Raw genomic sequence first — 22,809 nt, forward strand, 5'->3', positions numbered from 1 at the left:
GATAAAAACAACTATTATATTTTGGTTTAAGCAACGTGTTTTAAATTATTGGTTTTTAGTGTTTTAGATATTGTGTTTAAAAATAATTCAACACTCTTTTTTAAACAAAAATCAAAATAAATTTGGAAAATCCATTTTTATAATTGAATATTTGTGCTCGTAAAAGTTCAAACACTTATTGACGATGTTATCAAGAAAGGTGGAGGGATTAGACCCTATGAAACCTTAGCAACCCTTTGTGCAAACAAAGAAGGTGCTAAATTCTACCAGAGTGTACAAACTCGTGGATAGATAACCCAAAGAAGTTTCTTTAATATCTACAAGAAGCTTCTTATAATTTCTTAATAACATTTTTCTAGTAAGCAACATCTAAAAATAGATGTGTTTTGGCTTTTGGTTTAATTTTTTATTAACTCAAAAACAAGAAAAATGAGTACACAAAAATTCGCAACAAACGCGTTGCACGCAGGTCACGATGTAACACAAAACGGAGGAACAAGAGCAGTTCCTATTTATCAAACTACTTCGTATGTTTTTAATGATTCAGAACATGCAGCAAACCTATTTTCTTTAAAAGAGTTGGGATTTATTTACACCCGATTAAATAATCCCACCAATCAAATTTTACAAGATCGTTTAGCTGCTTTAGAAGGTGGTATTGGAGCTGTAGTGTTTGCTTCGGGTACGGCAGCCATTTCAACAGGTTTACTAACCCTACTAAAAGCAGGAGATCATATCGTAGCTTCGAGTAGTTTGTACGGAGGAACCTATAATTTGTTAAACGTTACTTTACCAAGATTAGGCATTACTACTACGTTTGTAGATGCATCTAACCCAGATAGTTTTGCAGAAGCTGTACAAGAGCATACCAGAGCTTTCTTTGTAGAGTCTTTAGGAAATCCGAAATTAGATGTCTTGGATTTAAAAGCGATATCTGCACATGCAAAAAAAGCAGAAGTGCCTTTTATTGTAGATAATACAGTAGCTACGCCAGCTTTATTAAACCCAATAGAGCATGGAGCAAATATTGTAATTCACTCCTTAACAAAGTACATTGGAGGACAAGGAAACTCGTTAGGAGGAGCCATTATTGATGCTGGAACTTTTAACTGGGCAAATGGTAAGTTTCCCGAATTTACAGAACCTTCGGCAGGATATCACGGATTGATATACCATGAAACTTTAGGAGCAGCATCGTACACATTTAAGCTAATTTTAGAGGGGTTACGTGATTTTGGAGGTGCCTTGAGCCCTACCAACGCTTTTAATATCATTCAAGGATTGGAAACCTTAGAAATACGAATTCAAAAACACAGTGAAACTGCCTTGTCTATTGCCAAATGGTTACAAGAACAAGAAGAAGTTGCTTGGGTAAACTATCCAGGGTTGGAAGGGAATACATACAAAACTTTAGCTGATGAATACCTACCAAAAGGTCAAAGCGGATTGGTAACTTTTGGAGTAAAAGGAGGTTACGAAGCCGCTAAAACCATTGCAGACAACACAAAACTCTTTTCATTACTAGCCAATATTGGAGATACTAAATCTTTAATTATCCATCCAGCAAGTACCACACACCAACAATTAAGTGATGAAGCACAAGAAAGTACGGGAGTAACGAAAGACTTAATTCGTTTATCAGTTGGTTTGGAAAATATTGAAGATTTAAAAACCGATTTACAAGAAGCATTTGCTCAAATTCCTAAAGAAGTATTGGCTTAAAATAAACTGCGTTAGGGATTGAAGTGGCATCCTTTTGTTGTCAGTTCGAGCTTGCGAAGCAAGTATCGAGGATCAACAAAAGATATAACGGAAAGCCCGACCCTTTAGGGGAACGCCCATAAAAATATCAATAATGAAAAGTGATTTGAAGCATATTCATATTCTTAGTTATACCACCATAAGCGGTACACAATTCGACACCATTCCAGTAAGTTATCAAACCTTCGGAAAAGCATTAGGTACCGCTCCTGTGGTGTTGATTAATCATGCACTCACAGGCAATAGTAATGTTGCAGGAAACGATGGTTGGTGGCAAGATTTAATAGGGGAAGACAAAGTTATAGATACGAATGAATATACCATTTTGTGCTTTAACATTCCAGGAAATGGTTATGATAATTTCTTAATAGATGATTACAAGAGTTTCGTAGCACGTGATATTGCAAACATTTTTCTACAAGGGCTAGCACAACTCAACATAACACAATTATTTGCGTTGATAGGAGGGTCTTTAGGTGGTGGAATCGCTTGGGAAATGGCAGTGTTGAATCCGAATATAACACAACATTTAATTCCGATTGCAACCGACTGGAAATCGACTGATTGGTTAATAGCCAACTGTCAAATACAAGAGCAGTTTTTAACTAATTCTAGCAATCCGGTGCACGATGCGCGTATGCATGCTATGTTATGTTATCGAACGCCCGAGTCGTTTAAAAAACGTTTTCAACGCTCAAAAAACGAAGAGTTACAGATTTTTAATGTAGAAAGCTGGTTGTTACATCACGGAAAAAAATTACAAGAACGCTATCAGTTAGCCTCCTATAGATTGATGAATCAGTTATTAAAAACCATCGATGTAACCAAAGGAAGAGAAGGATTAGATGTGTTAGAAACCATTGAAGCAGAGATCCATATCGTTGGCGTAGATTCTGACTTGTTTTTTACTGCGGAAGAAAACAGAGAAACACACAAACAACTGGCATCGGCCCATGCAAATGTAACCTACAATGAAATTAATTCAGATCATGGGCATGATGCTTTCTTAATAGAATACAAACAATTAGAAAAAATGATTGAACCAATATTCAATCAAAAATCAACCCATAAAAGAATGAAAATTTTAAAGTTTGGCGGAAAATCTTTGTCGAATGAAGGCATACCAAAGGTAGTATCAATCATAGAACAAAAAATAAACGAAGGAGAAAAGATAGCAGTGGTAGTCTCAGCAAGAGGCAATGCTACAGATGAGTTAGAGGAGCTTTTAGAAAGGGCTACTAAGAATGAAGCTTTTAAAGAACAATTAGAAGCGTTTAAATACGAACAAACAAAATTAACTCCGTTAGTAGATTTTTCTACAGAATTTAATCGCTTAGAAAAGTTGTTTGAAGGAGTGAGTTTATTAGGTGACTATAGTCAAAAGATAAAAGATGAAGTACTAGCACAAGGAGAGCTATTGTCTATAAAAACAGTAACCGATTTATTACAGCAAAAAGGAATCAACGCCCTAGCTACCGATGCTAGAAGCTTATTAAAAACAGATGAAACAGTAGGAAAAGGACAATCAATAGTTGAGGTATCTAAAGAAAATGTATTAAATCACTTTAAACAATACAACGGAACAACTGTGAATGTGGTAGCTGGATTTATAGCCTCGAATTTAAAAAATGAAACGACGACTTTAGGTAGAAACGGAAGTAATTACACTGCCTCGTTGTTAGCGAACTATTTAGACGCCGAAGAACTGCAAAACTACACGCATGTAGATGGAATCTTCACTGCCAATCCTGATTTGGTAGCGGATGCTAAAAAAATAGAAGAGTTATCTTTTTCTGAGGCAAATGAATTGGCCAACTTCGGAGCTACTATTTTGCATGCGAAAACCATCATTCCGTTGTTAGAGAAGAATATCAACCTTCGAATATTAAACACCTTCAATCCTAACGATAATGGTACGTTGATTACCGCAAAATCAACTTCAAAAGGAATCAAATCCTTATCAGTATTAGACAAGGTTGCTTTGATAAACTTCGAAGGAAGAGGGTTACTAGGAAAAGTAGGAGTGGATGCACGTATTTTTAAAGCATTGAGCAATCACGGAATTAGCGTGAGCATTATTTCGCAAGGTTCTTCAGAAAGAGGAATTGGTTTGGTGGTTGATAAAAGCAATGCAGTAGCAGCGGTAAAAGCTTTGGAACAAGAGTTTGAAAATGATTTACAAACAAAAGATGTCAATCAGATTTCGATTCAAGAAGAAGTATCGGTAATTTCAATCATAGGGCAAGATTTAAGCGAGTTTCATCACCCATATAACGCTTTGATTAAAAATCAAATAGTTCCGTTGTTGTTCAACAATACCATTACAGGTAAAAATGTGAGCTTGGTAGTGAAGAAAGAGCAGTTACACAAGGCGTTGAATGTGATTCACGGTCAGGTATTTGGAGTGGCGAAAAAAATCAACATCGCTGTTTTTGGTAAAGGATTAGTTGGCGGAACCTTGATTGAACAAATTTTAGAAAATTCAAAATCGATTTTAGAAAGACGTAAAATTCACCTGAACATTTTTGCGATTGCGAACTCTAAAAAAGTGTTGTTAACAAAAAATGGAGTTGGAACTAATTGGTCGAATGAGCTTGAAAAAGCAGTAGAAGATAAGCATACCGTTGATAGTGTAATTGACTATGCTAAAGAACATCATTTAGAAAACTTAATTGCGGTAGACAATACAGCAAGTGTAGACTTTATAGAAAATTACATTCCGTTAGTCAATGCAGGGTTCGATTTGGTTTCCTCTAATAAAATAGCGAATACCGTTTCGTACGATTTTTATAAAAAACTACGTAAAACCTTAGATAAAAATAAGAAGAGTTACTTGTACGAAACCAATGTAGGGGCAGGGTTACCATTGATTGATACGATTAAACTGCTACACGATTCAGGAGAAAATATCACGAGAATTAGAGGGGTGTTTTCGGGCTCCTTAAGTTATTTGTTTAATAAATTTTCTTCGGAAGACGTGCCGTTTTCAACCGTATTACAAGAAGCAATTGACAGCGGGTTTACTGAACCCGACCCTCGTGAGGATTTATGTGGAAATGATGTTGCCAGAAAACTATTGATTTTAGCACGTGAATTGGATTTAGAAAACGAGTTTGATGATATTCAGATAGAAAACTTAATTCCAGAGGAATTTAGAGAAGTCTCTTCGGAAGAGTTTTTAGGAAACTTAGAAAAACTAGATGCTACATTTCAACAGCAAAAAGAATCACAGGAAGAGAAACACGTACTGAGATATATCGGAGATTTACACGGAGACTTACAACAATCAAAAGGAGAATTGGATGTAAAGTTAGTCTCTGTACCAGAGAGTTCGCCTTTAGGAAGTTTAAAAGGTTCTGATGCCATTTTTGAGATTTACACAGAATCTTATGGAGAACAACCTATCGTAATTCAAGGAGCAGGAGCAGGATCTAAAGTAACCGCTAGAGGCGTATTTGGAGACATCTTACGATTAGCAAAGAATAATAATTAGTAGAAAGAAACAAGAACCAAGAAAATAGAGATAAGATTTGCAAAAGCCTTTGTCAGTTCGAGTGATTTTTATGGAGTGTTAACGAAGTAAAAATTGTATCGAGAACGATTAGAATACTTCTCGATACAAAATTATTTCATTTCAATAATTTTATTCGAAGTGACATCAGAAAAAAAGGAATAGAAAACTTAGAAACAAGAATCTCAAAAATAGAGCAGAGCAAAAAGATACAAGAATTAAGACCCATAAATCTTGATTCTTTTATCTGACAGCGAAGCGGTCAAACATCTAAAAAAACAACATGAGCAAAAATTTTGAAACCCAAGCCATACGAACGCAAACACAACGTTCACAATTTTCAGAACATTCTACACCTTTATACTTAACTTCAAGTTTTGTATTTGACGATGCTGAAGATATGAGAGCGTCGTTTGCTGAAGAAAAGCAACGAAACCTATACAGTCGATTTTCAAACCCGAATACCACAGAATTTGTCGATAAAATAGTGACTATGGAAGGTGCCGAAGCAGGATATGCATTTGCAACCGGTATGGCAGCGGTGTTTTCAACTTTTGGCGCTCTGTTAAATGCGGGAGATCATATAGTATCGTGTCGCTCTGTTTTTGGTTCAACACATAGTTTGTTTACCAAATATTTACCTAAGTGGAATATTGAAACGAGTTATTTTAAAATTACCGAAGTTGATAAAATCGAGAGCTTAATTCAACCAAATACCAAAATATTGTATGCTGAAACTCCAACCAATCCGGCCGTAGATATTTTAGATTTAGAGTTGTTAGGAAGTATAGCAAAGAAGCACAATTTATTGTTGGTGATAGATAATTGCTTTGCAACACCTTATTTACAGAATCCCATTAAATTCGGTGCCGATTTGGTTATTCACTCAGCTACAAAACTCATAGACGGTCAAGGACGTGTTTTAGGAGGCGTAACCGTAGGAAAAGAGGACTTGATAAGAGAAATCTATTTATTTTCAAGAAATACAGGTCCTGCAATGTCACCATTCAATGCTTGGGTGTTGTCTAAGAGTTTAGAAACCTTAGCAATCAGGGTAGAAAAACATTGTGAAAACGCCTTGAAAGTAGCGCAGTTTTTAGAAGAACATCCAAAGGTAAATTTGGTAAAGTATCCGTTTTTAACATCGCATCCGCAGCATGAAATAGCTAAAAAACAAATGCGACTAGGAGGAAATATTGTTGCTTTTGAAATCCAAGGAGGTATCGAAGCAGGACGTAAATTTTTGAATAGTATTCAACTATGCTCATTATCAGCAAATTTAGGAGACACCAGAACCATTGTAACACATCCAGCATCAACCACACATAGTAAGTTAAGTGAAGAAGATCGATTAGAGGTAGGAATTACTGATGGTTTAGTACGATGTTCGGTGGGATTAGAAAACGTAGAAGATGTAATTAACGATTTAAATCAAGCATTAAATAATTAAGAAGTAAAGCATATATTTGTAATATGCTTTCTAAGAAAACAAAATACGGAATTAAGGCGCTTACTTTTATTGCAAAACAAGAAAAGGGTACTATGGTACAAATAGCTACCATTTCAGAAAACGAAAATATTTCGCACAAGTTTTTAGAAAGCATATTACTTACCTTACGAAAATCAGGAGTTTTAGGAGCCAAAAAAGGAAAGGGTGGAGGCTATTATTTGCTAAAACCAGCCAATGAAATTAAAATGACTGATGTTATTAGAACACTAGAAGGACCTATTGCTATGGTACCCTGTGTTAGTTTGAATTATTACGAAAAATGTGATGACTGCCCTGATGAAGAAGCATGTTCAGTACACAAACTAATGATTCAAGTAAGAGATAATACGCTACAAGTACTTCGTAACAACACACTTGCAGATTTAGTGTAGTATTAACAAATTGTAAAATTCAAATATTTTTTTGATTTCTCCTTGGATAATTAAAAAGCATCTGTATATTTGTCGACTTAAAACCTAGTATTCCGATAGGGTAATGGTATTTTAAAAATGATTGTAGAACAAGTAGTAGAAAATAAAGCAAATTATAAAGAAGATAAGCTTTCTGAAAAACCACTAAGAAGCATTGTAAAATCAATAAGTTGGAGAGTTGTTGGTACCATAGATACCATCTTAATATCATGGGTAATTACAGGACAAGTAAAGACAGCTTTTTCAATTGGAGCTGTAGAATTAGTAACAAAAATGCTATTGTATTTTTTTCACGAAAGAGTTTGGAACAGTATTAAATGGGGCAAAAAATGAGTATAGAAACAATGAATTTAGAAGCAGTAAACGCAGCGTTAAAAAACAAATCTCCAAAAGAGATTATTGTTTGGGCATTACTACAAGCAAATAAAGCCGTAGTAACCACAAACTTTCGTCCCTATGAAGGAGCCATTTTACATGCAGTAGTATTAGTAAAAAACAGTATAGATGTTATTTGGTGTGATACAGGATATAATACTCCACAAACCTATAAACATGCAGAAGAGTTAATTGAAAAACTACAGTTAAACATTCAGTTGTATGTACCTAAACAAACGGTAGCACACAGAAACATCACTTTAGGTTTACCAACAGTTGATGACCCAAAACATGCGGTATTTACTGAGCAAGTGAAGTTAGAGCCTTTTAAAAGAGCAATGAATGAGCATAAGCCAGATGTTTGGTTTACCAATTTAAGAAAAGGACAAACAGCCTTTAGAGATAGTATTGATATTGTTTCAAGAAGTAAAGATGGAGTATTAAAAGTGAGTCCGTTTTACCATTGGTCAGATGAGGAGTTAGATACTTATTTAAAAGAACATCAATTACCTAACGAGTTTAAGTACTTCGATCCCACAAAAGTAGAAAGTAACAGAGAATGTGGTTTACATATTTAAAAATAGGATTATGAATACAGAAACGATACAAGTAGGAGCTTTAGAAAGTGAAGCCATATATATATTAAGAGAAGTAGTCGCGCAATTTGAAAAACCAGTGTTACTGTTTTCGGGGGGCAAAGATAGCATAACACTGGTGCGACTTGCTCAAAAAGCATTTTATCCAGCAAAAATTCCGTTCCCTTTATTACATATTGATACTGGGCATAATTTTCCTGAAACGATTGAATTTAGAGACCGTTTGGTAGAAGAATTAGGTGTTGAGTTAATTGTACGTCAAGTACAAGACAATATTGATGCTGGTAAAGTAAAAGAAGAAACGGGAAAGTACGCGAGCCGAAACATGTTACAAACCGAAACGTTATTAGATGCCATTGAAGAATTCGGTTTCGACGCATGTATCGGTGGAGCGCGTAGAGATGAAGAAAAAGCAAGAGCTAAAGAGCGAATTTTCTCAGTACGAGATGATTTTGGGCAATGGGATGAAAAGAATCAACGTCCAGAGTTGTTTGATATGCTAAATGGAAGAATTGATTTAGGTCAGAATGTACGTGTTTTTCCAATTTCTAACTGGACAGAATTAGATGTTTGGTCGTATATACAACAAGAACAAATTGAAATTCCATCTATTTATTTTGCTCACAAAAGAGCCACTTTTATCAGAGACGGGTTAATCTGGTCTGCAAACGATGAGGTGGTGTATAGAGAAGAGGAAGAAGAAGTAGAAGAGCGTATGGTACGATTTAGAACCGTAGGAGATATGAGTTGTACGGCAGCGGTTTTATCAGATGCAATAGATATTGATACAGTAGTAGACGAAATTAGAGAATCAACGATATCAGAAAGAGGAGCAAGGATAGACGATAAACGCTCAGAAGCAGCGATGGAAAAACGTAAACAACAAGGATATTTTTAAAAAAGGTTTTTGCTATTAGCTCTTGGCTGTTAGCAATATGAAAATTAATAACAAAATAAAACTAGGCAAGTGCTAAAGGCTAATAGCCAAGAGCCAAGAGCTAAAAGCTAAAAGCTAATGGCCAATCGCCAACAACATAAAATATGAACGTAGTAAAAATAGCAACAGCAGGAAGTGTAGATGACGGAAAGAGTACACTAATCGGGCGAATTTTATACGATACACAATCATTAACCCAAGATAAATTAGAAGCGATAGAAGAAAAAAGTAAACAACGTGGATTTGATTACTTAGATTTTTCTTTAGCTACTGACGGATTGGTAGCAGAACGTGAACAAGGAATTACTATTGATGTAGCTCACATATATTTCTCAACACCAAAAACAAGCTTTATCATAGCTGATACTCCAGGTCATATAGAGTATACTAGGAACATGGTTACAGGAGCTTCAAATTCTCAAGCTTCTATCATTTTAGTAGATGCTAGAAATGGGGTAGTAGAGCAAACCTATCGTCATTTCTTTATCAATAATTTATTAAGAGTAAAAGATGTAATAGTAGCCGTAAATAAAATGGATTTGGTAGACTTTTCAGAAGAAAAATTCAATCAGATTAAAGGAGAAATAGAGTATTTAGCTAAGAAGAGCGACTATCAAAATCAAAATATCACATTCATACCTCTTTCAGCTTTAAAAGGAGATAATGTTGTGAAGTCTTCAGAAAACACCCCTTGGTATAAAGGAGAAACTTTACTGAATCACCTTGAAAACTTGGGGTCTGAAGATACACAAGAAGTATCAAAAGCACGTTTCCCTGTGCAAACAGTTATTCGCCCTAAAACAGACGAATATCACGATTTCAGAGGATATGCAGGAAAACTGTATGGAGGTGATCTAGCAGTAGGAGATAGCGTAACGGTATTGCCATCAGCAACAAAATCTACCATAAAAAGTATTCAGTTTTTTGATAAAGAATATGCAAGAGCAAAAAGAGGAAGCGCTGTAAGCATCACCTTAGAAGATGATGTAAATGTAAGTAGAGGAGATATGTTGGTAAAAACAGGAGAAGAACCTTCTGTGGTAAAACAGATAGAAGCTACTATTTGTTGGATGGATAAAGCACCATTACAAGCTTCTCAGAAATATTACATCAAGCATGGAGTAAACGATGCGCAAGCAAAAATAACAGAGCTTACTGCGTTAATCCGTACCGATTTTTCTGGAAAATCAGCAACTCCATCTCAATTATCACTAAACGAAATAGGAGAAGTGAGTTTAAAAGTAAGCAAACCATTGTTTGTTGATTCATATGCCAAAAACAAAGCAAACGGAGCGTTTATAATCATCAATCCAAAAACCAATACCACATCAGGAGTTGGTTTTATCAAGTAAATAATAAAAAGTTATGGCAATAATCATTACAGATGAGTGCATTAACTGTGGGGCTTGTGAACCAGAATGCCCAAATACAGCTATTTATGAAGGAGCAAGTGACTGGAAGTATAATGAAGGAACCTCATTACAAGGAAATGTAACCTTATTGGATGGAACTTCGGTAAATGCAGACGAAGACAATGAGCCAGTATCAGACGAGTACTATTTTATAGTGCCTGATAAATGTACTGAGTGTAAAGGATTTCACGAAGAACCGCAATGTGCAGCAGTATGCCCGGTAGATTGTTGTGTGCCAGATGATGCACATGTAGAAACAGAAGAACAATTGTTTGCAAAACAAGAGTTCTTACATAACGAATAACAACGCTTTTACAAGCAAACAACTAGTAAACCACATGCAAAGTTTTAGATCAGAAATAGAAAACCCTTTAGTAGAAAAGGATATCCTAGAGTTAGAGCGTAAAATACGTTTGTTTAACGAAGGAAAAATAGATGAAGAACGTTTTAGAAGCTTACGTTTAGCCAGAGGAATTTACGGGCAACGTCAGTTTGGGGTACAAATGATTCGTATCAAATTACCCTATGGTAAAGTTACAAGTGAACAATTACACAGAATAGCAGATGTTTCTGATGAGTATTCAAGAGGGCGTTTACACATTACGACACGTCAAGATATTCAAATTCACCACGTAAGTTTAGACAGAACCCCTGAATTATGGGCACAGTTAGAGAAAGACGATATTACGTTGCGTGAAGCTTGTGGTAATGCGGTACGAAATGTTACGGCTTCAGAAACTGCGGGAATCGATCCGAAAGAATCGTTTGATGTAACACCGTACGCACACGCTACTTTCCAGTTTTTCTTACGCAACCCAATCTGTCAGGAAATGGGGAGAAAGTTCAAAATGTCTTTTTCTGCTACAGAAGAAGATACGGCGTTGAGTTTTATTCACGATTTAGGATTCATTGCTAAAACGAAAACAGTTGAGGGTAAAGAAGTAAAAGGATTCAAAGTGTTGTTAGCAGGAGGATTAGGATCACAACCACGTCATGCAGATGTAATTTATGAGTTTTTAGAGGCAGAATTACTAATTCCTACTATTGAAGGAGTGTTACGTGTGTTTGATCGTTACGGAGAACGTGCTAAAAGAGCCAAAGCCCGTTTAAAATTCTTAGTAAAAGATTTAGGTGTAGATGCTTTCTTAGAATTAGTAGCTGAAGAAAGAGCAGCATTAGCGTATAAAACCTATCCAATTGACACCGCTGATTTTGAGCAGGATATTGTTTTTGAAACTAACGAGGTTCCATCTGTAGTACTAAAAGATGAAGAAGCTTATCAAAACTGGAAAACAACCAATGTTTTCAAACAAAAGCAAGCTGGATTATATGCGATAGGTATCAAAGTACATTTAGGAGATTTTTATACCGATAAAGCACGGTTGTTAGCTGATTTAATCAAGAAATATGGAGCAAATGAGTTACGCTTTACGCTACGTCAAAATATTTTGATTCGTCACGTAAGAGAGGAGTTTTTACCATTTTTCTATGCGGAACTACAAAAGTTAGGTTTTGCAGAGGTAGGATATAACAGTTTGAATGATATTACTGCATGTCCGGGAACCGACACATGTAATCTAGGTATTGCCAGCAGTACAGGAATTGCAGCAGCGTTAGAGCGTGTATTAAAAGCAGAATATCCACAGTATGTAAATAATAAAGACATCACTATTAAAATTAGTGGGTGTATGAATGCTTGTGGACAACACAACATGGCGCACATTGGTTTTCAAGGAATGTCTATAAAAGTAGGAAAGTTATTAGCACCTGCTTTACAAGTATTAGTTGGAGGAGGAGTTTTAGGTGGCGGAAATGGACGTTTTGCTGATAAGTTGATTAAAATCCCAAGTAAAAGAGGACCAGAATCTTTACGAATCCTATTAAACGACTTCGAAAGCCATAAGCAACCCAATGAAGACTTCTTAAACTATTACGATAGACAAGGAAAAACATATTTCTATGAGCTGTTAAAAGAGTTGTCAGACACCACCAATTTAACGGAAGACGATTTTATTGATTGGGGACACGATAAAAATTATGTAAAAGCCATAGGAGTTGGGGAATGTGCAGGAGTGGTAATCGACTTAGTAGCAACCTTACTGTTTGAAAGTGAAGAAAAGCTAGAAAATGCTTCACAGGCCTTGAAGAATCAACAATGGTCAGATAGTATTTACCACGCTTATGCAGCTATGGTAAACACTGCTAAAGCCTTGTTAACAGCAGAAGGAGCAAAAACCAATACACAAGCAGGAATCATTACCAATTTTGATGAACTGTTTGTAGCAACAAATAAAATAGAAGTATCAAGTTCATTTGCAGCATTGATTTATCAAATCAATAAAAATGAACCTACGGAAGCTTTTGCAAAAAAGTATGTAGAAGAAGCAGCATCATTTTACAAAACAGTTGATGCCTACCGAAAAGTAGCCGTAGAAAGTTAAAAAAGGAGAGTCCAATGAAAAATCAACCGAAATTAACCGTAGTAGGAGCAGGACCAGGAGATATTGATTTAATCACCTTAAAAGCCATTAAAGCATTAGAGCAAGCCGATGTGGTATTGTATGATGCATTGGTGAATAACGAACTGTTAGGATATGTGAATCCGAATGCAGAAGTCATTTTTGTAGGAAAACGCAGAGGATGCTATCGATATCAACAAGAACAAATCAATGAATTGATTGTTGCGAGAGGATTGTCTCACGGACATGTAGTGCGTTTAAAAGGAGGTGACCCTTTTATTTTTGGTAGAGGAGCAGAAGAAATGGAATATGCCGCCAAACACGGATTGGAGGTTGCTGTAGTGCCAGGGATTTCTTCATCCTTAGCGGTACCAGCGTATCAGAATATCCCGTTGACCAAAAGAGGAAGCTCAGAAAGCTTTTGGGTCATTACAGGAACTACCAAACAGCATCAATTATCAAATGATGTTGCTTTAGCAGCAAAATCCAGTGCAACGGTTGTTATTTTAATGGGAATGGGGAAACTTTCAGAAATCATTCAGCTTTTTAAGCAAGAAGGAAAGAACGAATTACCAGTAGCCATTATTCAAAATGGAACAACTCCTGAAGAAAAAATAGGAATCGGTACTGTAGATACGATAGAAGAAGTAGTTGCTAAAAACAACTTGAGTAATCCTGCTATTATTCTGTTAGGGGATGTGGTAAATCACAGACAGCAATTATTACAAGTACAACAAGAAGTAGCTTTAAAAGAGGTGGTATAATGGAAGAAAGAAATAATCTATATCCTATCTTTTTAAAAACAGCAAGCTTGGAAGTCCTCATAGTTGGAGGAGGTTTTGTGGCAGAAGAAAAGCTACGATTTTTATTAAAATCGAGTCCAGACGCTAAGGTAACTATGGTAGCTCCTTTTTTTAGAGAAGAAACCATTGCCATAGCTCAAAAAGGTAAGGTAAATAGGATAACAGATAGCTATAGTGATACCTATTTGCAGGGAAAACATTTGGTGATTGCGACAACCGATGTTCCTGAAGTAAATATACAGGTGTATAAAGATTGTAGGAGCCAAAATAAACTGGTGAATGTAGCAGATAATCCACCATACTGTGATTTTTATATGGGTGGAATTGTAACCAAAGGAAACGTAAAAGTAGCCATTTCAACCAATGGAAAGTCGCCAACAACCGCTAAAAGATTGCGTCAGTTTTTTGAAGAAGTAATTCCAGAAGACATCAATCAATTAGTACAAAACCTAAATAGTTATAGAAAAACCATCAAAGGAAACTTTGAACATAAAGTAGAAACATTAAATAAACTGACAGAGAGTTTAGTGAAATAGAGTAGAAATGATACAAACAGATATATTAATTATTGGAGCAGGTCCTACAGGGCTATTCACCGTTTTTGAAGCAGGATTGTTAAAATTACGTTGTCATTTAATTGATGCCTTACCACAACCAGGAGGGCAGTGTTCAGAAATTTATCCGAAGAAACCTATTTACGATATTCCAGCATATCCAGAGATCTTAGCAGGAGATTTAACAAAGAACTTACTAGAGCAAATCAAGCAATTTGAACCTGGATTTACTTTAGGGGAACGTGCTGACACCATCGAAAAACAAGATGACGGAACGTTTATCGTAACCACCAATAAAGGAACCAAACACCAAGCACCTGTAGTAGCTATTGCAGGAGGACTGGGAAGTTTTGAACCTCGTAAGCCACCGATTCCTAACATTGCTGATTTTGAAGACAAAGGAGTTGAGTACATGATTAAAGAACCAGAACTGTATCGTGATAAAGATGTAGTAATTGCTGGAGGAGGAGATTCTGCTTTAGATTGGTCTATTTTCTTAACAGATGTAGCAAAATCGGTAACCTTAATTCACCGAAGAAATGAATTTAGAGGAGCGTTAGACTCTGTAGAAAAAGTTCAAGAGTTAAAGAATTTAGGTAAGATAAACTTAATTACACCTGCTGAGGTAAAAGCAGTATTAGGAGAAAATCATGTAACAGGAGTAGTGGTAGAAGAAAAAGGGAAAGAACCTTATATGATAGATACCGATCATTTTATTCCATTATTTGGATTAGCGCCTAAATTAGGTCCTATTGCCAACTGGGGATTAGAAATTGAAAAGAATGCTATTAAAGTAAACAATGCCTTAGATTACCAAACGAATGTGGAAGGTATTTATGCTATTGGAGATGTGAATACCTATCCAGGGAAGCTAAAATTGATTTTGTGTGGATTTCACGAAGCAACACTGATGTGTCAAAGTGCATATAAACGCATCCATCCAGATAAAAAATATGTAATGAAATATACCACTGTTGGCGGTGTAGACGGTTTCGACGGAACAAGAAAAGAAGCACCAAAAGCGGTAGTAAAAGCAATTCAATAATTGGGGATTAGGATGAAAGTAGTTAGGAGTTGAGCGGATAAGTTTGTTGAAATTACAAGTTTTAAGTAAAAACTCCTTCACCAACCAAACTAAAATAGCCTACCTAACTACTGATTCCTTTAAGAAATTGTTACAAATGGATAATCAAGACATCAATATAAAAATAACAGACCGTGATGGTGTAATGCATGAGGTAGTTGCTCCGACAGATATGGCAATGAACTTAATGGAAGTAGTTCGGTCATACGAATTAGCTCCTGAAGGAACTATTGGAATCTGTGGAGGAATGGCCATGTGTGCCTCGTGTCAATGTTATGTGAAATCGAGCCATGAATTGCCAGAAATGAATGATGATGAAGATGCAATGCTAGCAGAAGCATTTCATGTAGAAGAAAATAGCCGATTGGGATGCCAGATTCAAATGACACCTGAATTAGAAGGACTTGAAGTTGAGCTAGCTCCTGAAAGTTAGTTATTTTTGTAAAAAAAATAGTAAATGCAATTCAAACAATACGATTTATCATTAAAAGATGATGTAGCAAACTTTACAAAGCAATTATTTTATGCATTGTTTAATGATGTATGTCAAGAAAAAGCAAATCATTTAAAAGAAAAGTTTGTGAAAATTTTAAACGGGTTAGCTGTTGAAAATGCTTCGGAAGCATGGGCTGTATACCAACAAACATTTTGTGGAATACGAGAAAAGTTAGATTTAGATGCCAAAGCATTTGAAAAAACAGATCCCGCCTGTAAAAGCTTAGGGGAAGTGTATTTAGCCTATCCGGGGTTTCATGCGATTGCGGTATATCGATTGAGTCATGAATTGTATACAATGGAAATTCCGATTTTACCAAGAATGATGAGTGAATATGCACACGGATTAACGGGAACGGACATCCATCCCGGAGCAACTATTGGCGATTCGTTTTTTATAGATCATGCAACAGGAATTGTGATTGGAGAGACCACCATTATTAAAGAAAACGTAAAAATATATCAAGGAGTTACCCTAGGAGGAATTCAAGTAAAAAAAGAATTAGCATCCACAAAAAGACATCCAACGATTGAAAATAATGTAACCATTTATGCCAACGCAACTATCTTAGGGGGCGATGTAGTAATAGGCAGCGATAGCGTAATAGGCGCAAATGTTTGCGTAACGACCTCTGTACCCAAAGGATCTATTGTAACCTATGAGTCAGAAAATAAAATAACCACTAGAAAATCCTATGTTAAATGATGTAGGTACAAAATCAACCATGAAAACTAAAACAATTATAGATAGTATAGGGAATACACCACTCATAGAAGTTTCAAACATTCTTCAAAAAGAAGGCGTAAAACTATTATTAAAACTGGAGGGAAATAACCCAGGCGGAAGTGTAAAAGATAGAGCGGCTTTTAATATGATTGCTGAAGCTATTAAAAGGAAAAATATCCGTCCAGGAGACTATTTAGTAGAAGCAACTAGTGGAAACACAGGAATTGCGTTAGCACTCATGGCAAAAGTATTAGGCGTAAATATGGTATTGGTGATGCCAGAAAACTCTACAGAAGAACGTGTAAAAACGATGCGTGCTTACGGAGCTGAGGTTATTTTAACGGATGCAGAAAAAGGTATTGAAGGTTCTAGAGATGTCGCCTTAGAATTACGTTATAAAAAAGGGTATTTTATGCTAAATCAGTTTGAAAATACCGATAACTGGAAAGCACACTATAAAACTACAGGTCCAGAAATTTGGAATGATACAGAGGGAGCAATAACTCATTTTGTATCGGCGATGGGAACCACAGGAACCATTATGGGAGTTTCTACCTATTTAAAAGAACAAAACCCTGAAGTACAAATTATAGGAGCACAGCCTAAAGATGGAGCTAGAATACCAGGTATTCGTAAGTGGACACCAGCCTACCAACCAAAATTCTTTAATAAAAGTAAGGTAGATCAAGTGGTTGAACTAGATGAAAACGATGCGAAAAATATGACGAGAAGGCTAGCACAAGAAGAAGGTGTTTTTGCAGGAATGAGTAGTGGAGGAGCGGTACATGCAGCGTTAGAAATAGCCCAAACGATTGATAAAGGCGTAATTGTAGCGGTGATTTGCGACAGAGGAGATCGTTATTTATCTTCGGATTTGTTTCAGTAGATAATCTTATTATAATATAGAAATTCCCGCTTAGGCGGGAGTTTTTATTCATACAAATACTTCTTTAAAAAAATATATTTAATTAAGCTTTATTGTAGCACCTAGCTTTTTATGCTCATTCGAAATTTCAATAGCAGCTAATGAAGCATTAGAACTTTTTATGTTCTCAAAAGAAATCTTATCAAAATCTTCTCCTTCTATCTTCATATCAGTAACACCTTTTAATTTTTTATCCTTGAAATCATTTAATTCAAATTCAATTGCTGTTCCAAAGGGTATTTGGCTAGATTCAGTGTGCACAATTCCCTTTAATTTTTTATTTAAGAAAGATAATTGACTATAATAAATGATAATTAGAATAGAAGGTATTATGTAGAATATGTTAAAGGCAAAACCTATTTTACCTATTGACATATAAATATTTGAAGATAAAGATATCAGAAAATTAATGTTCACAGCTTCATTGATAAAAGAAGCGGATAAGTACCAAATTAATATCAGTAAAATTAAGTTCTCTTTATAATATTTTGATATAGCACAAACTACGATTCCAAATACACTTAAACCGATACTTATATAATCATAGTCATTACTAGAAAATGAACTTAATAAAGTAAGAATACAGGTTACTATACAGTAATAAATAATAAAGTTAAATAGTTTCATATGGTTTTTTAAGTAATAGGGACAGTCTTGTATAACTGCTATTTAGTGAAGAAAGTTATTAATTTTTGGTTATATATTGTTATGTGAAGATTTTTAATAGGTTTTAACTTCCATAAACTAACCAATTCATATTTATTTTTTCATTGTCGTTAAAAATTTTGACTTTTCAATAATTGAATGCCTGTGAGCTACCCCCACACATAAAAACAGCTTTTTCAAACTGATTATTTTTAGAATATGAATATTTGTTTTAGATCATTGAATTTTCATAAGTTTCAATACTTGCATCAAAAGCATCACATCTTCTAAACATGATAAACTGCTTGTGTCCTAAAAACTCTCCATTATCTTTCCAGGTTTTTGCATAATTTTCTAAAAGGTAATATCCTTCCTCCCAAACTTCATTATTTAACAGACATTCACCAGAAATTGTTCCATCTGGTTGACGAGAAATATAGAGTTTCAACCAGTTTAATTTTTTGTCAGAAAGCTTGTTTTTCAATTGACTTTCTACAATTGAATATAAATTTATTTCGGTGTGAGTTTCAATCCATTTTCCTTGAAATGAATTTTCACTCATTTTTGGATGCCAAAGTATTTCTCTGCCTGCCGAGCTAGATTTGAAATCAAATTCTTCCAAGTGACTATCTGTAAAGCTATCTAAAATTGGAAGAAATATGTTTGATAAATAATTTTCTATAGCAGATTTAACTTTTTGCTCAGTAGTATTTCCTAACCCTACTATGCTAGATTCAATTCCATTAGGAAAATATTCTTTGTTAATAGTTATTATTAATAAAGGTAACAATGAAGGATGAAAATCTCCAGGTATAATTGCTGTTGCTATTTCAATCTCCGAATTAACTATTATAGCAGCATATTGAGTTGAAAACTCTACGGTATTTCCTTTTTCTTCAATGCTTTTTTTTAACTCATGTAATAGATAAGTATTTATATCTATCTGTTTTTCTATCTTTTTTGGTTTTAAAAAGTCAAATATTCCCATTCAGTTTCTTTAATTGGTTATAATGGTTAAGTTTACTTTGTTTTTCAGTTTAACACTTATGTTAGCAATTTCGAGTGAATTTTAAAGCAGTCGAACCCGCCGTAATTGCGGTTATACATTGTTGTGCACAGTACTTTTTATTTCTTTATGTTCCTTGAAAAGCCATAATTACATTTTCGATTTTTTTCTTTTCTAAATTTTCAGGTTCAATTCCAAAATACATTACTGCATTTCCACCAAATTTACTTAAATCTGAATTTCTATCATTGCAGTCGAGTTGTAATAAAATTCTATAGTTTTTTGAAATTTTCTCGATTTCTACTTTTTTTGACTCGTAATCTTCAATAGTTTTAATTTCCATTTTTTTAGTTGCGAAGTCAAAAACAACACTTGATTGAATAGACCTGTCTTCTCCAAGAATTTGATGAAAATTATCGGTTTCTTGATTTGTCAAATTATCAATAAACTCGGTTACAGTTTCATAGAAATAATCAAAGTCATCATATTTCAATCCGTATTTTTTTATTTTATGGTTTTCGTCATCGGGTAATGTGTAATATTCAAAGTATTTGATTTGAGCTGGTTTAAATTTACCTTCTAAAAAGTACTCTTTTGGAAATTCAGTTCTTTCAATATTTTCCTTGTTTTCAAGGTAAATTAGTCTATAACTTGATTTCTTATTCATAAACCCTGGGTAATTTTTGTCTATATATACAAATACATAAATAATTCCATTTTCAGGTAGCTTATTTTGTAAATCGTATTTACTTAATTCGCTTAAATTGTATTGAGCGCAAAAGGTCAAATATTCATTTTCAAATTTTGGCCATTCAAAACCTTTTGGCAAATCTGGATTACCTCCAATTTTAGACATTCCAATTCCTATTTCATTGTCAATTTTCGATTCGGTTTTTATCCCAATTGCAGGTTTTATTAAATCAAGTATTTCTAATTTATCTGAACTTTCAATATCATAAGTAGATTTGATAATATACTTTTTAATTTTTTCAAATTTATTTTGACCGAAGCCAAATAGTGAAGATAAAATAGTCATTAAAATTAGATGTTTTTTCATTGTATTCCCACGTCCTGCGTATTGTGTACAACGGTCTAGTATAAGAACAGTAGCGGATTTATACGCACTAACTTTTCAGTTTAACACCGACCTTTTTTATATTCATTAGCTTTCGTTTTAGCGATTAAACCGCTATTATTTTTATACATTGTTAGGCACTGGCATTTTCTATTATATATTCTATTTCCTCATTATTAACTTCTATTAAAGGAAATTCATAAGTGTCTTTTCCATTTATTCTTCCAAAAACCTGAGGATTTGGTTCAACTGGCTTTTCGGTAAATACAAAAGTTATAGAAAATTGAGATTCAGGAACTTCTCCCTTGTGTACCTCAGATTTATCAATTATATACAATTCTCCTTGAGAAATTTTATTTTTCTTCAGAGGTATTAAATTAAATTTTTCATCAGTTTTTTCTAAAATTCTTTTTCCGTTTTTATCGTAGGAACCTTGATATAAAGTATGAGTAAATGGTTCATTTTCCGTTACATCGTAAATTGTATTATAAACGTATCCCTTGAACACAAAACTTATAACATTGTAGTAATGATTATGAATGTCCATTAATGGAATAATTCGATTTCCTTTGTCTGACCATATGTGAATACGGATTTTTTCTCCATTACTAAAATCAAAAACATTACAATAATAAAAACCAAGAGGATGAAGAATTAAATCCTGTTTATTAAGATGGGTTATTATTGAATTACAATAACTGGATATTTCCTTGACGTTTCTTTTAATATAACTATCTCTAAAGCTTTCAAAGAAATTGTTAGTAAATTGATTTTTTATCATTTAGAATTTCTGTTATTTTTTTGATTGAATCTTCTTCTAATTTTAAATTATATAAATCAGAAATTTCTTTAACAATTTCTACCTTTATTTCCTTAAGATTAACGTTATCAAGTATTTTGTGGATATTAAACTTTGTTGATTGTTTAGCTATTTGAAATATTTCTTCTTTGAATGTATTATATAAGAAAGTTTTATTAAGGCACGCTAATGCCAAGTCTCTTTTATCTTCTTTGGTAATTATGCAGTTCAATTCATTTATATCAATTCGAGTAGTAGTAAAATATTTTTTCAAATAGATATCTATTTCGAGCATAGGATATACTGACTTATAAAGTATAGCCTGTACAATTGTTGCATATATTTGATTTTTAAGAAAATCTGTATCCCAATTTATTTTAGATTCTTTTGATGATTTTAGTGATTTTTTATAATTCACATAATTCTCGCAAAGTTCTGACTCCATTGGATTGATTAGATTTAACCTGATATTTTTACTAGAATTGTTTGAATTAGAAAGTTCAGCCAATTTGGGAATAGTGACATTTCTAGTGTATCGTCCAGCACCACCAGAAAAATACCAAAAACTTGTATTCAACCTTCCATTTTCAAAGTAGTCGGAAATTCTGATTGGCTCTATTATTTCAAGTTTTCCTTGTTGCTCAGGGACTTCTATTTTAAATAAAAACCAGCCCAAAAAAAGAGAGACAATAAGTGATACAGAAACTTTGTCAAGAACTGATTTTATATAAATCAAGCTTTCATTAGTGCTATTGGGAAAATGAGCTGGAATTACATAAACTCGAATAAGAAAAATTATAAGTAGAATTACTCCTACAATTTTTAGAAAGTAATTCCTTTTAGATTTGTGTTGTAAAATAGCATTCATTTCTTCTGCTTGTGCCTAACTTGTTTATATAGATGTAAATACATTGTTATACAACCAATAAGGAGGTATAACACGTCTTTATTGTTTTTTATTCTGTTGCTATATTCCTTGTTTAGGAAAATAAGAAAAAGGAAATGGTAGCAATTTTATTCTTAATGTTTCAAGCATCCAATATAAAACAAAATAAGAAACCGTACAAAAAATGTACGGTTATACTATTGTATTTCAAGAGTTGTAATTACTTATACTCTATAAAAAGACTTTCTATAGGTTTCCTCACTTTGCATGTGTGTTGAGAGCTATCTTCTTCTGAGCGATAACCAACAGGAGCAACTACAGCAGCATTTAACCCTAATTTATCCAAGTCTAATATTTTGTTATAAGCTTCGGCGTCAAAACCTTCCATAGGACAAGCATCTATTTTAAGTTCAGAGCAAGCATTAAGCAAATTTCCCAAAGTAATGTAAACTTGGTTAGAAGTCCATTGGTTCTTTTCAACTAAAGTTCTGTTCATAACATCAGACTTAATAAAATCAGCATACCCTTTAAAATTAGAAATGTCTACCTGTTCTATTTCATATTTTAAAGAAAAATAAGCATCTATATGGTCATTGGTAACCTTTGAATAATTACAAAACACAAATAAATGCGAAGCATCCGTAATTTGACTCTGTCCGTAAGAAACAGCTTTTAACTGGTCTTTTATTGCACTGTCTTCTATAATCAAAATGGTATACAATTGCAGACCATAAGAAGAAGGAGCTAATTGAATTGCTCTTTTAAAAGTTCTATATGCTGTGCTGAAACTTTTTTAGAAGCATCAAATTTTTTAGTGGCGTATCGCCATTCAAGGTTGT

Annotated in this window: 22 protein-coding genes and 1 riboswitch; of the genes, 16 read left to right on the top strand and 6 right to left on the bottom strand. The window is 34.1% G+C overall.

Going from position 1 to position 22,809, the window contains the following annotated elements; genetic code table 11:
* Positions 1–184 precede the first annotated feature (184 nt).
* A riboswitch (SAM riboswitch) is annotated at positions 185–298 on the top strand.
* 131 nt (positions 299–429) lie between these two features.
* The 16 genes from V1T75_RS00080 to cysM all read left to right on the top strand — a co-directional run bounded on the left by V1T75_RS00080 (position 430) and on the right by cysM (position 17,520).
* Positions 430–1,722: an O-acetylhomoserine aminocarboxypropyltransferase/cysteine synthase family protein gene (locus V1T75_RS00080; RefSeq protein ID WP_330486523.1), complete on the top strand. Its 1,293-nt coding sequence runs from the start codon at positions 430–432 to the stop codon at positions 1,720–1,722.
* A 133-nt stretch (positions 1,723–1,855) separates the two neighbouring features.
* Positions 1,856–5,254, top strand: a complete 3,399-nt coding sequence (gene thrA / locus V1T75_RS00085) for a bifunctional aspartate kinase/homoserine dehydrogenase I (protein ID WP_330486524.1) — start codon at positions 1,856–1,858, stop codon at positions 5,252–5,254.
* A gap of 301 nt (positions 5,255–5,555) precedes the next feature.
* Positions 5,556–6,722 carry an O-succinylhomoserine sulfhydrylase gene (locus V1T75_RS00090; protein WP_330486525.1) on the top strand — a complete coding sequence of 389 codons (1,167 nt, stop codon included), beginning with the start codon at positions 5,556–5,558 and terminating at the stop codon, positions 6,720–6,722.
* A 23-nt stretch (positions 6,723–6,745) separates the two neighbouring features.
* Positions 6,746–7,153: an RrF2 family transcriptional regulator gene (locus tag V1T75_RS00095; RefSeq protein ID WP_330486526.1), complete on the top strand. Its 408-nt coding sequence runs from the start codon at positions 6,746–6,748 to the stop codon at positions 7,151–7,153.
* Between the two features lie 117 nt (positions 7,154–7,270).
* The gene (locus V1T75_RS00100; protein ID WP_047789519.1) at positions 7,271–7,525 is read left to right on the top strand and encodes a DUF2061 domain-containing protein; all 255 of its coding nucleotides are present in this window, start codon (positions 7,271–7,273) and stop codon (positions 7,523–7,525) included.
* A gap of 11 nt (positions 7,526–7,536) precedes the next feature.
* Positions 7,537–8,145, top strand: coding sequence for a phosphoadenosine phosphosulfate reductase domain-containing protein (locus V1T75_RS00105; RefSeq protein ID WP_443082037.1), 609 nt, complete (start codon positions 7,537–7,539; stop codon positions 8,143–8,145).
* Between the two features lie 10 nt (positions 8,146–8,155).
* Entirely contained in the window at positions 8,156–9,061 is a 906-nt protein-coding gene (gene cysD, locus V1T75_RS00110; RefSeq protein ID WP_330486528.1) for a sulfate adenylyltransferase subunit CysD, read from the top strand.
* Between the two features lie 143 nt (positions 9,062–9,204).
* The gene (locus V1T75_RS00115; RefSeq protein WP_330486529.1) at positions 9,205–10,452 is read left to right on the top strand and encodes a sulfate adenylyltransferase subunit 1; all 1,248 of its coding nucleotides are present in this window, start codon (positions 9,205–9,207) and stop codon (positions 10,450–10,452) included.
* Positions 10,453–10,465: 13 nt separating this feature from the next.
* The gene (locus V1T75_RS00120; RefSeq protein WP_330486530.1) at positions 10,466–10,816 is read left to right on the top strand and encodes a 4Fe-4S dicluster domain-containing protein; all 351 of its coding nucleotides are present in this window, start codon (positions 10,466–10,468) and stop codon (positions 10,814–10,816) included.
* Positions 10,817–10,850: 34 nt separating this feature from the next.
* Positions 10,851–12,953, top strand: a complete 2,103-nt coding sequence (locus tag V1T75_RS00125) for a HEPN domain-containing protein (protein WP_330486531.1) — start codon at positions 10,851–10,853, stop codon at positions 12,951–12,953.
* A gap of 14 nt (positions 12,954–12,967) precedes the next feature.
* Positions 12,968–13,735, top strand: coding sequence for a uroporphyrinogen-III C-methyltransferase (gene cobA / locus V1T75_RS00130; protein WP_330486532.1), 768 nt, complete (start codon positions 12,968–12,970; stop codon positions 13,733–13,735).
* Positions 13,735–14,310, top strand: a complete 576-nt coding sequence (locus V1T75_RS00135) for a precorrin-2 dehydrogenase/sirohydrochlorin ferrochelatase family protein (RefSeq protein WP_330486533.1) — start codon at positions 13,735–13,737, stop codon at positions 14,308–14,310. The genes cobA and V1T75_RS00135 overlap by 1 nt, the downstream gene beginning before the upstream one ends.
* Before the next feature lie 7 nt (positions 14,311–14,317).
* The gene (locus V1T75_RS00140) at positions 14,318–15,373 is read left to right on the top strand and encodes an NAD(P)/FAD-dependent oxidoreductase (protein WP_330486534.1); all 1,056 of its coding nucleotides are present in this window, start codon (positions 14,318–14,320) and stop codon (positions 15,371–15,373) included.
* 136 nt (positions 15,374–15,509) lie between these two features.
* A complete protein-coding gene (locus V1T75_RS00145) occupies positions 15,510–15,845 on the top strand; it encodes a ferredoxin (protein ID WP_330486535.1) in 336 nt (111 codons plus the stop codon).
* A gap of 24 nt (positions 15,846–15,869) precedes the next feature.
* On the top strand, positions 15,870–16,613 hold the full coding sequence (gene epsC, locus V1T75_RS00150; protein ID WP_330486536.1) for a serine O-acetyltransferase EpsC: 744 nt from the start codon (positions 15,870–15,872) through the stop codon (positions 16,611–16,613).
* Between the two features lie 19 nt (positions 16,614–16,632).
* Positions 16,633–17,520 (top strand): cysteine synthase CysM, encoded by an 888-nt coding sequence (gene cysM, locus V1T75_RS00155; protein WP_330486537.1) that lies wholly within the window; start codon positions 16,633–16,635, stop codon positions 17,518–17,520.
* A gap of 78 nt (positions 17,521–17,598) precedes the next feature.
* On the opposite strand, the gene V1T75_RS00160 is transcribed toward cysM, so the two are convergent.
* From V1T75_RS00160 to V1T75_RS00185, 6 genes are all read right to left on the bottom strand, one after another.
* Positions 17,599–18,186 carry a hypothetical protein gene (locus V1T75_RS00160; RefSeq protein WP_330486538.1) on the bottom strand — a complete coding sequence of 196 codons (588 nt, stop codon included), beginning with the start codon at positions 18,184–18,186 and terminating at the stop codon, positions 17,599–17,601.
* Between the two features lie 250 nt (positions 18,187–18,436).
* Positions 18,437–19,192, bottom strand: coding sequence for a DUF6348 family protein (locus tag V1T75_RS00165; protein ID WP_330486539.1), 756 nt, complete (start codon positions 19,190–19,192; stop codon positions 18,437–18,439).
* Between the two features lie 145 nt (positions 19,193–19,337).
* The gene (locus V1T75_RS00170) at positions 19,338–20,267 is read right to left on the bottom strand and encodes a DUF1963 domain-containing protein (RefSeq protein WP_330486540.1); all 930 of its coding nucleotides are present in this window, start codon (positions 20,265–20,267) and stop codon (positions 19,338–19,340) included.
* 151 nt (positions 20,268–20,418) lie between these two features.
* Positions 20,419–21,066 carry a hypothetical protein gene (locus V1T75_RS00175; RefSeq protein ID WP_330486541.1) on the bottom strand — a complete coding sequence of 216 codons (648 nt, stop codon included), beginning with the start codon at positions 21,064–21,066 and terminating at the stop codon, positions 20,419–20,421.
* Positions 21,044–21,952 (bottom strand): hypothetical protein, encoded by a 909-nt coding sequence (locus V1T75_RS00180; protein WP_330486542.1) that lies wholly within the window; start codon positions 21,950–21,952, stop codon positions 21,044–21,046. The genes V1T75_RS00175 and V1T75_RS00180 overlap by 23 nt, the downstream gene beginning before the upstream one ends.
* Before the next feature lie 238 nt (positions 21,953–22,190).
* Positions 22,191–22,679: a nitroreductase family protein gene (locus tag V1T75_RS00185; protein WP_330486543.1), complete on the bottom strand. Its 489-nt coding sequence runs from the start codon at positions 22,677–22,679 to the stop codon at positions 22,191–22,193.
* Between the last annotated feature and the right edge of the window lie 130 nt (positions 22,680–22,809).

It is taken from the genome of Tenacibaculum sp. FZY0031, assembly GCF_036350695.1.
GTDB lineage: Bacteria > Bacteroidota > Bacteroidia > Flavobacteriales > Flavobacteriaceae > Polaribacter.

What these genes read in the sequence shown, in the direction of transcription:
- V1T75_RS00175 (WP_330486541.1), bottom strand. Translation starts at nt 21,066, where the DNA reads ATGATAAAAAATCAATTTACTAACAATTTCTTTGAAAGCTTTAGAGAT.
- V1T75_RS00090 (WP_330486525.1), top strand. Translation starts at nt 5,556, where the DNA reads ATGAGCAAAAATTTTGAAACCCAAGCCATACGAACGCAAACACAACGT.
- V1T75_RS00100 (WP_047789519.1), top strand. Translation starts at nt 7,271, where the DNA reads ATGATTGTAGAACAAGTAGTAGAAAATAAAGCAAATTATAAAGAAGAT.
- V1T75_RS00105 (WP_443082037.1), top strand. Translation starts at nt 7,537, where the DNA reads ATGAATTTAGAAGCAGTAAACGCAGCGTTAAAAAACAAATCTCCAAAA.
- V1T75_RS00140 (WP_330486534.1), top strand. Translation starts at nt 14,318, where the DNA reads ATGATACAAACAGATATATTAATTATTGGAGCAGGTCCTACAGGGCTA.
- V1T75_RS00095 (WP_330486526.1), top strand. Translation starts at nt 6,746, where the DNA reads ATGCTTTCTAAGAAAACAAAATACGGAATTAAGGCGCTTACTTTTATT.
- V1T75_RS00170 (WP_330486540.1), bottom strand. Translation starts at nt 20,267, where the DNA reads ATGAAAAAACATCTAATTTTAATGACTATTTTATCTTCACTATTTGGC.
- V1T75_RS00135 (WP_330486533.1), top strand. Translation starts at nt 13,735, where the DNA reads ATGGAAGAAAGAAATAATCTATATCCTATCTTTTTAAAAACAGCAAGC.
- cobA (WP_330486532.1), top strand. Translation starts at nt 12,968, where the DNA reads ATGAAAAATCAACCGAAATTAACCGTAGTAGGAGCAGGACCAGGAGAT.
- V1T75_RS00165 (WP_330486539.1), bottom strand. Translation starts at nt 19,192, where the DNA reads ATGGGAATATTTGACTTTTTAAAACCAAAAAAGATAGAAAAACAGATA.
- V1T75_RS00120 (WP_330486530.1), top strand. Translation starts at nt 10,466, where the DNA reads ATGGCAATAATCATTACAGATGAGTGCATTAACTGTGGGGCTTGTGAA.
- epsC (WP_330486536.1), top strand. Translation starts at nt 15,870, where the DNA reads ATGCAATTCAAACAATACGATTTATCATTAAAAGATGATGTAGCAAAC.
- V1T75_RS00125 (WP_330486531.1), top strand. Translation starts at nt 10,851, where the DNA reads ATGCAAAGTTTTAGATCAGAAATAGAAAACCCTTTAGTAGAAAAGGAT.
- V1T75_RS00160 (WP_330486538.1), bottom strand. Translation starts at nt 18,186, where the DNA reads ATGAAACTATTTAACTTTATTATTTATTACTGTATAGTAACCTGTATT.
- V1T75_RS00180 (WP_330486542.1), bottom strand. Translation starts at nt 21,952, where the DNA reads ATGAATGCTATTTTACAACACAAATCTAAAAGGAATTACTTTCTAAAA.
- V1T75_RS00145 (WP_330486535.1), top strand. Translation starts at nt 15,510, where the DNA reads ATGGATAATCAAGACATCAATATAAAAATAACAGACCGTGATGGTGTA.
- cysM (WP_330486537.1), top strand. Translation starts at nt 16,633, where the DNA reads ATGAAAACTAAAACAATTATAGATAGTATAGGGAATACACCACTCATA.
- V1T75_RS00080 (WP_330486523.1), top strand. Translation starts at nt 430, where the DNA reads ATGAGTACACAAAAATTCGCAACAAACGCGTTGCACGCAGGTCACGAT.
- thrA (WP_330486524.1), top strand. Translation starts at nt 1,856, where the DNA reads ATGAAAAGTGATTTGAAGCATATTCATATTCTTAGTTATACCACCATA.
- cysD (WP_330486528.1), top strand. Translation starts at nt 8,156, where the DNA reads ATGAATACAGAAACGATACAAGTAGGAGCTTTAGAAAGTGAAGCCATA.
- V1T75_RS00115 (WP_330486529.1), top strand. Translation starts at nt 9,205, where the DNA reads ATGAACGTAGTAAAAATAGCAACAGCAGGAAGTGTAGATGACGGAAAG.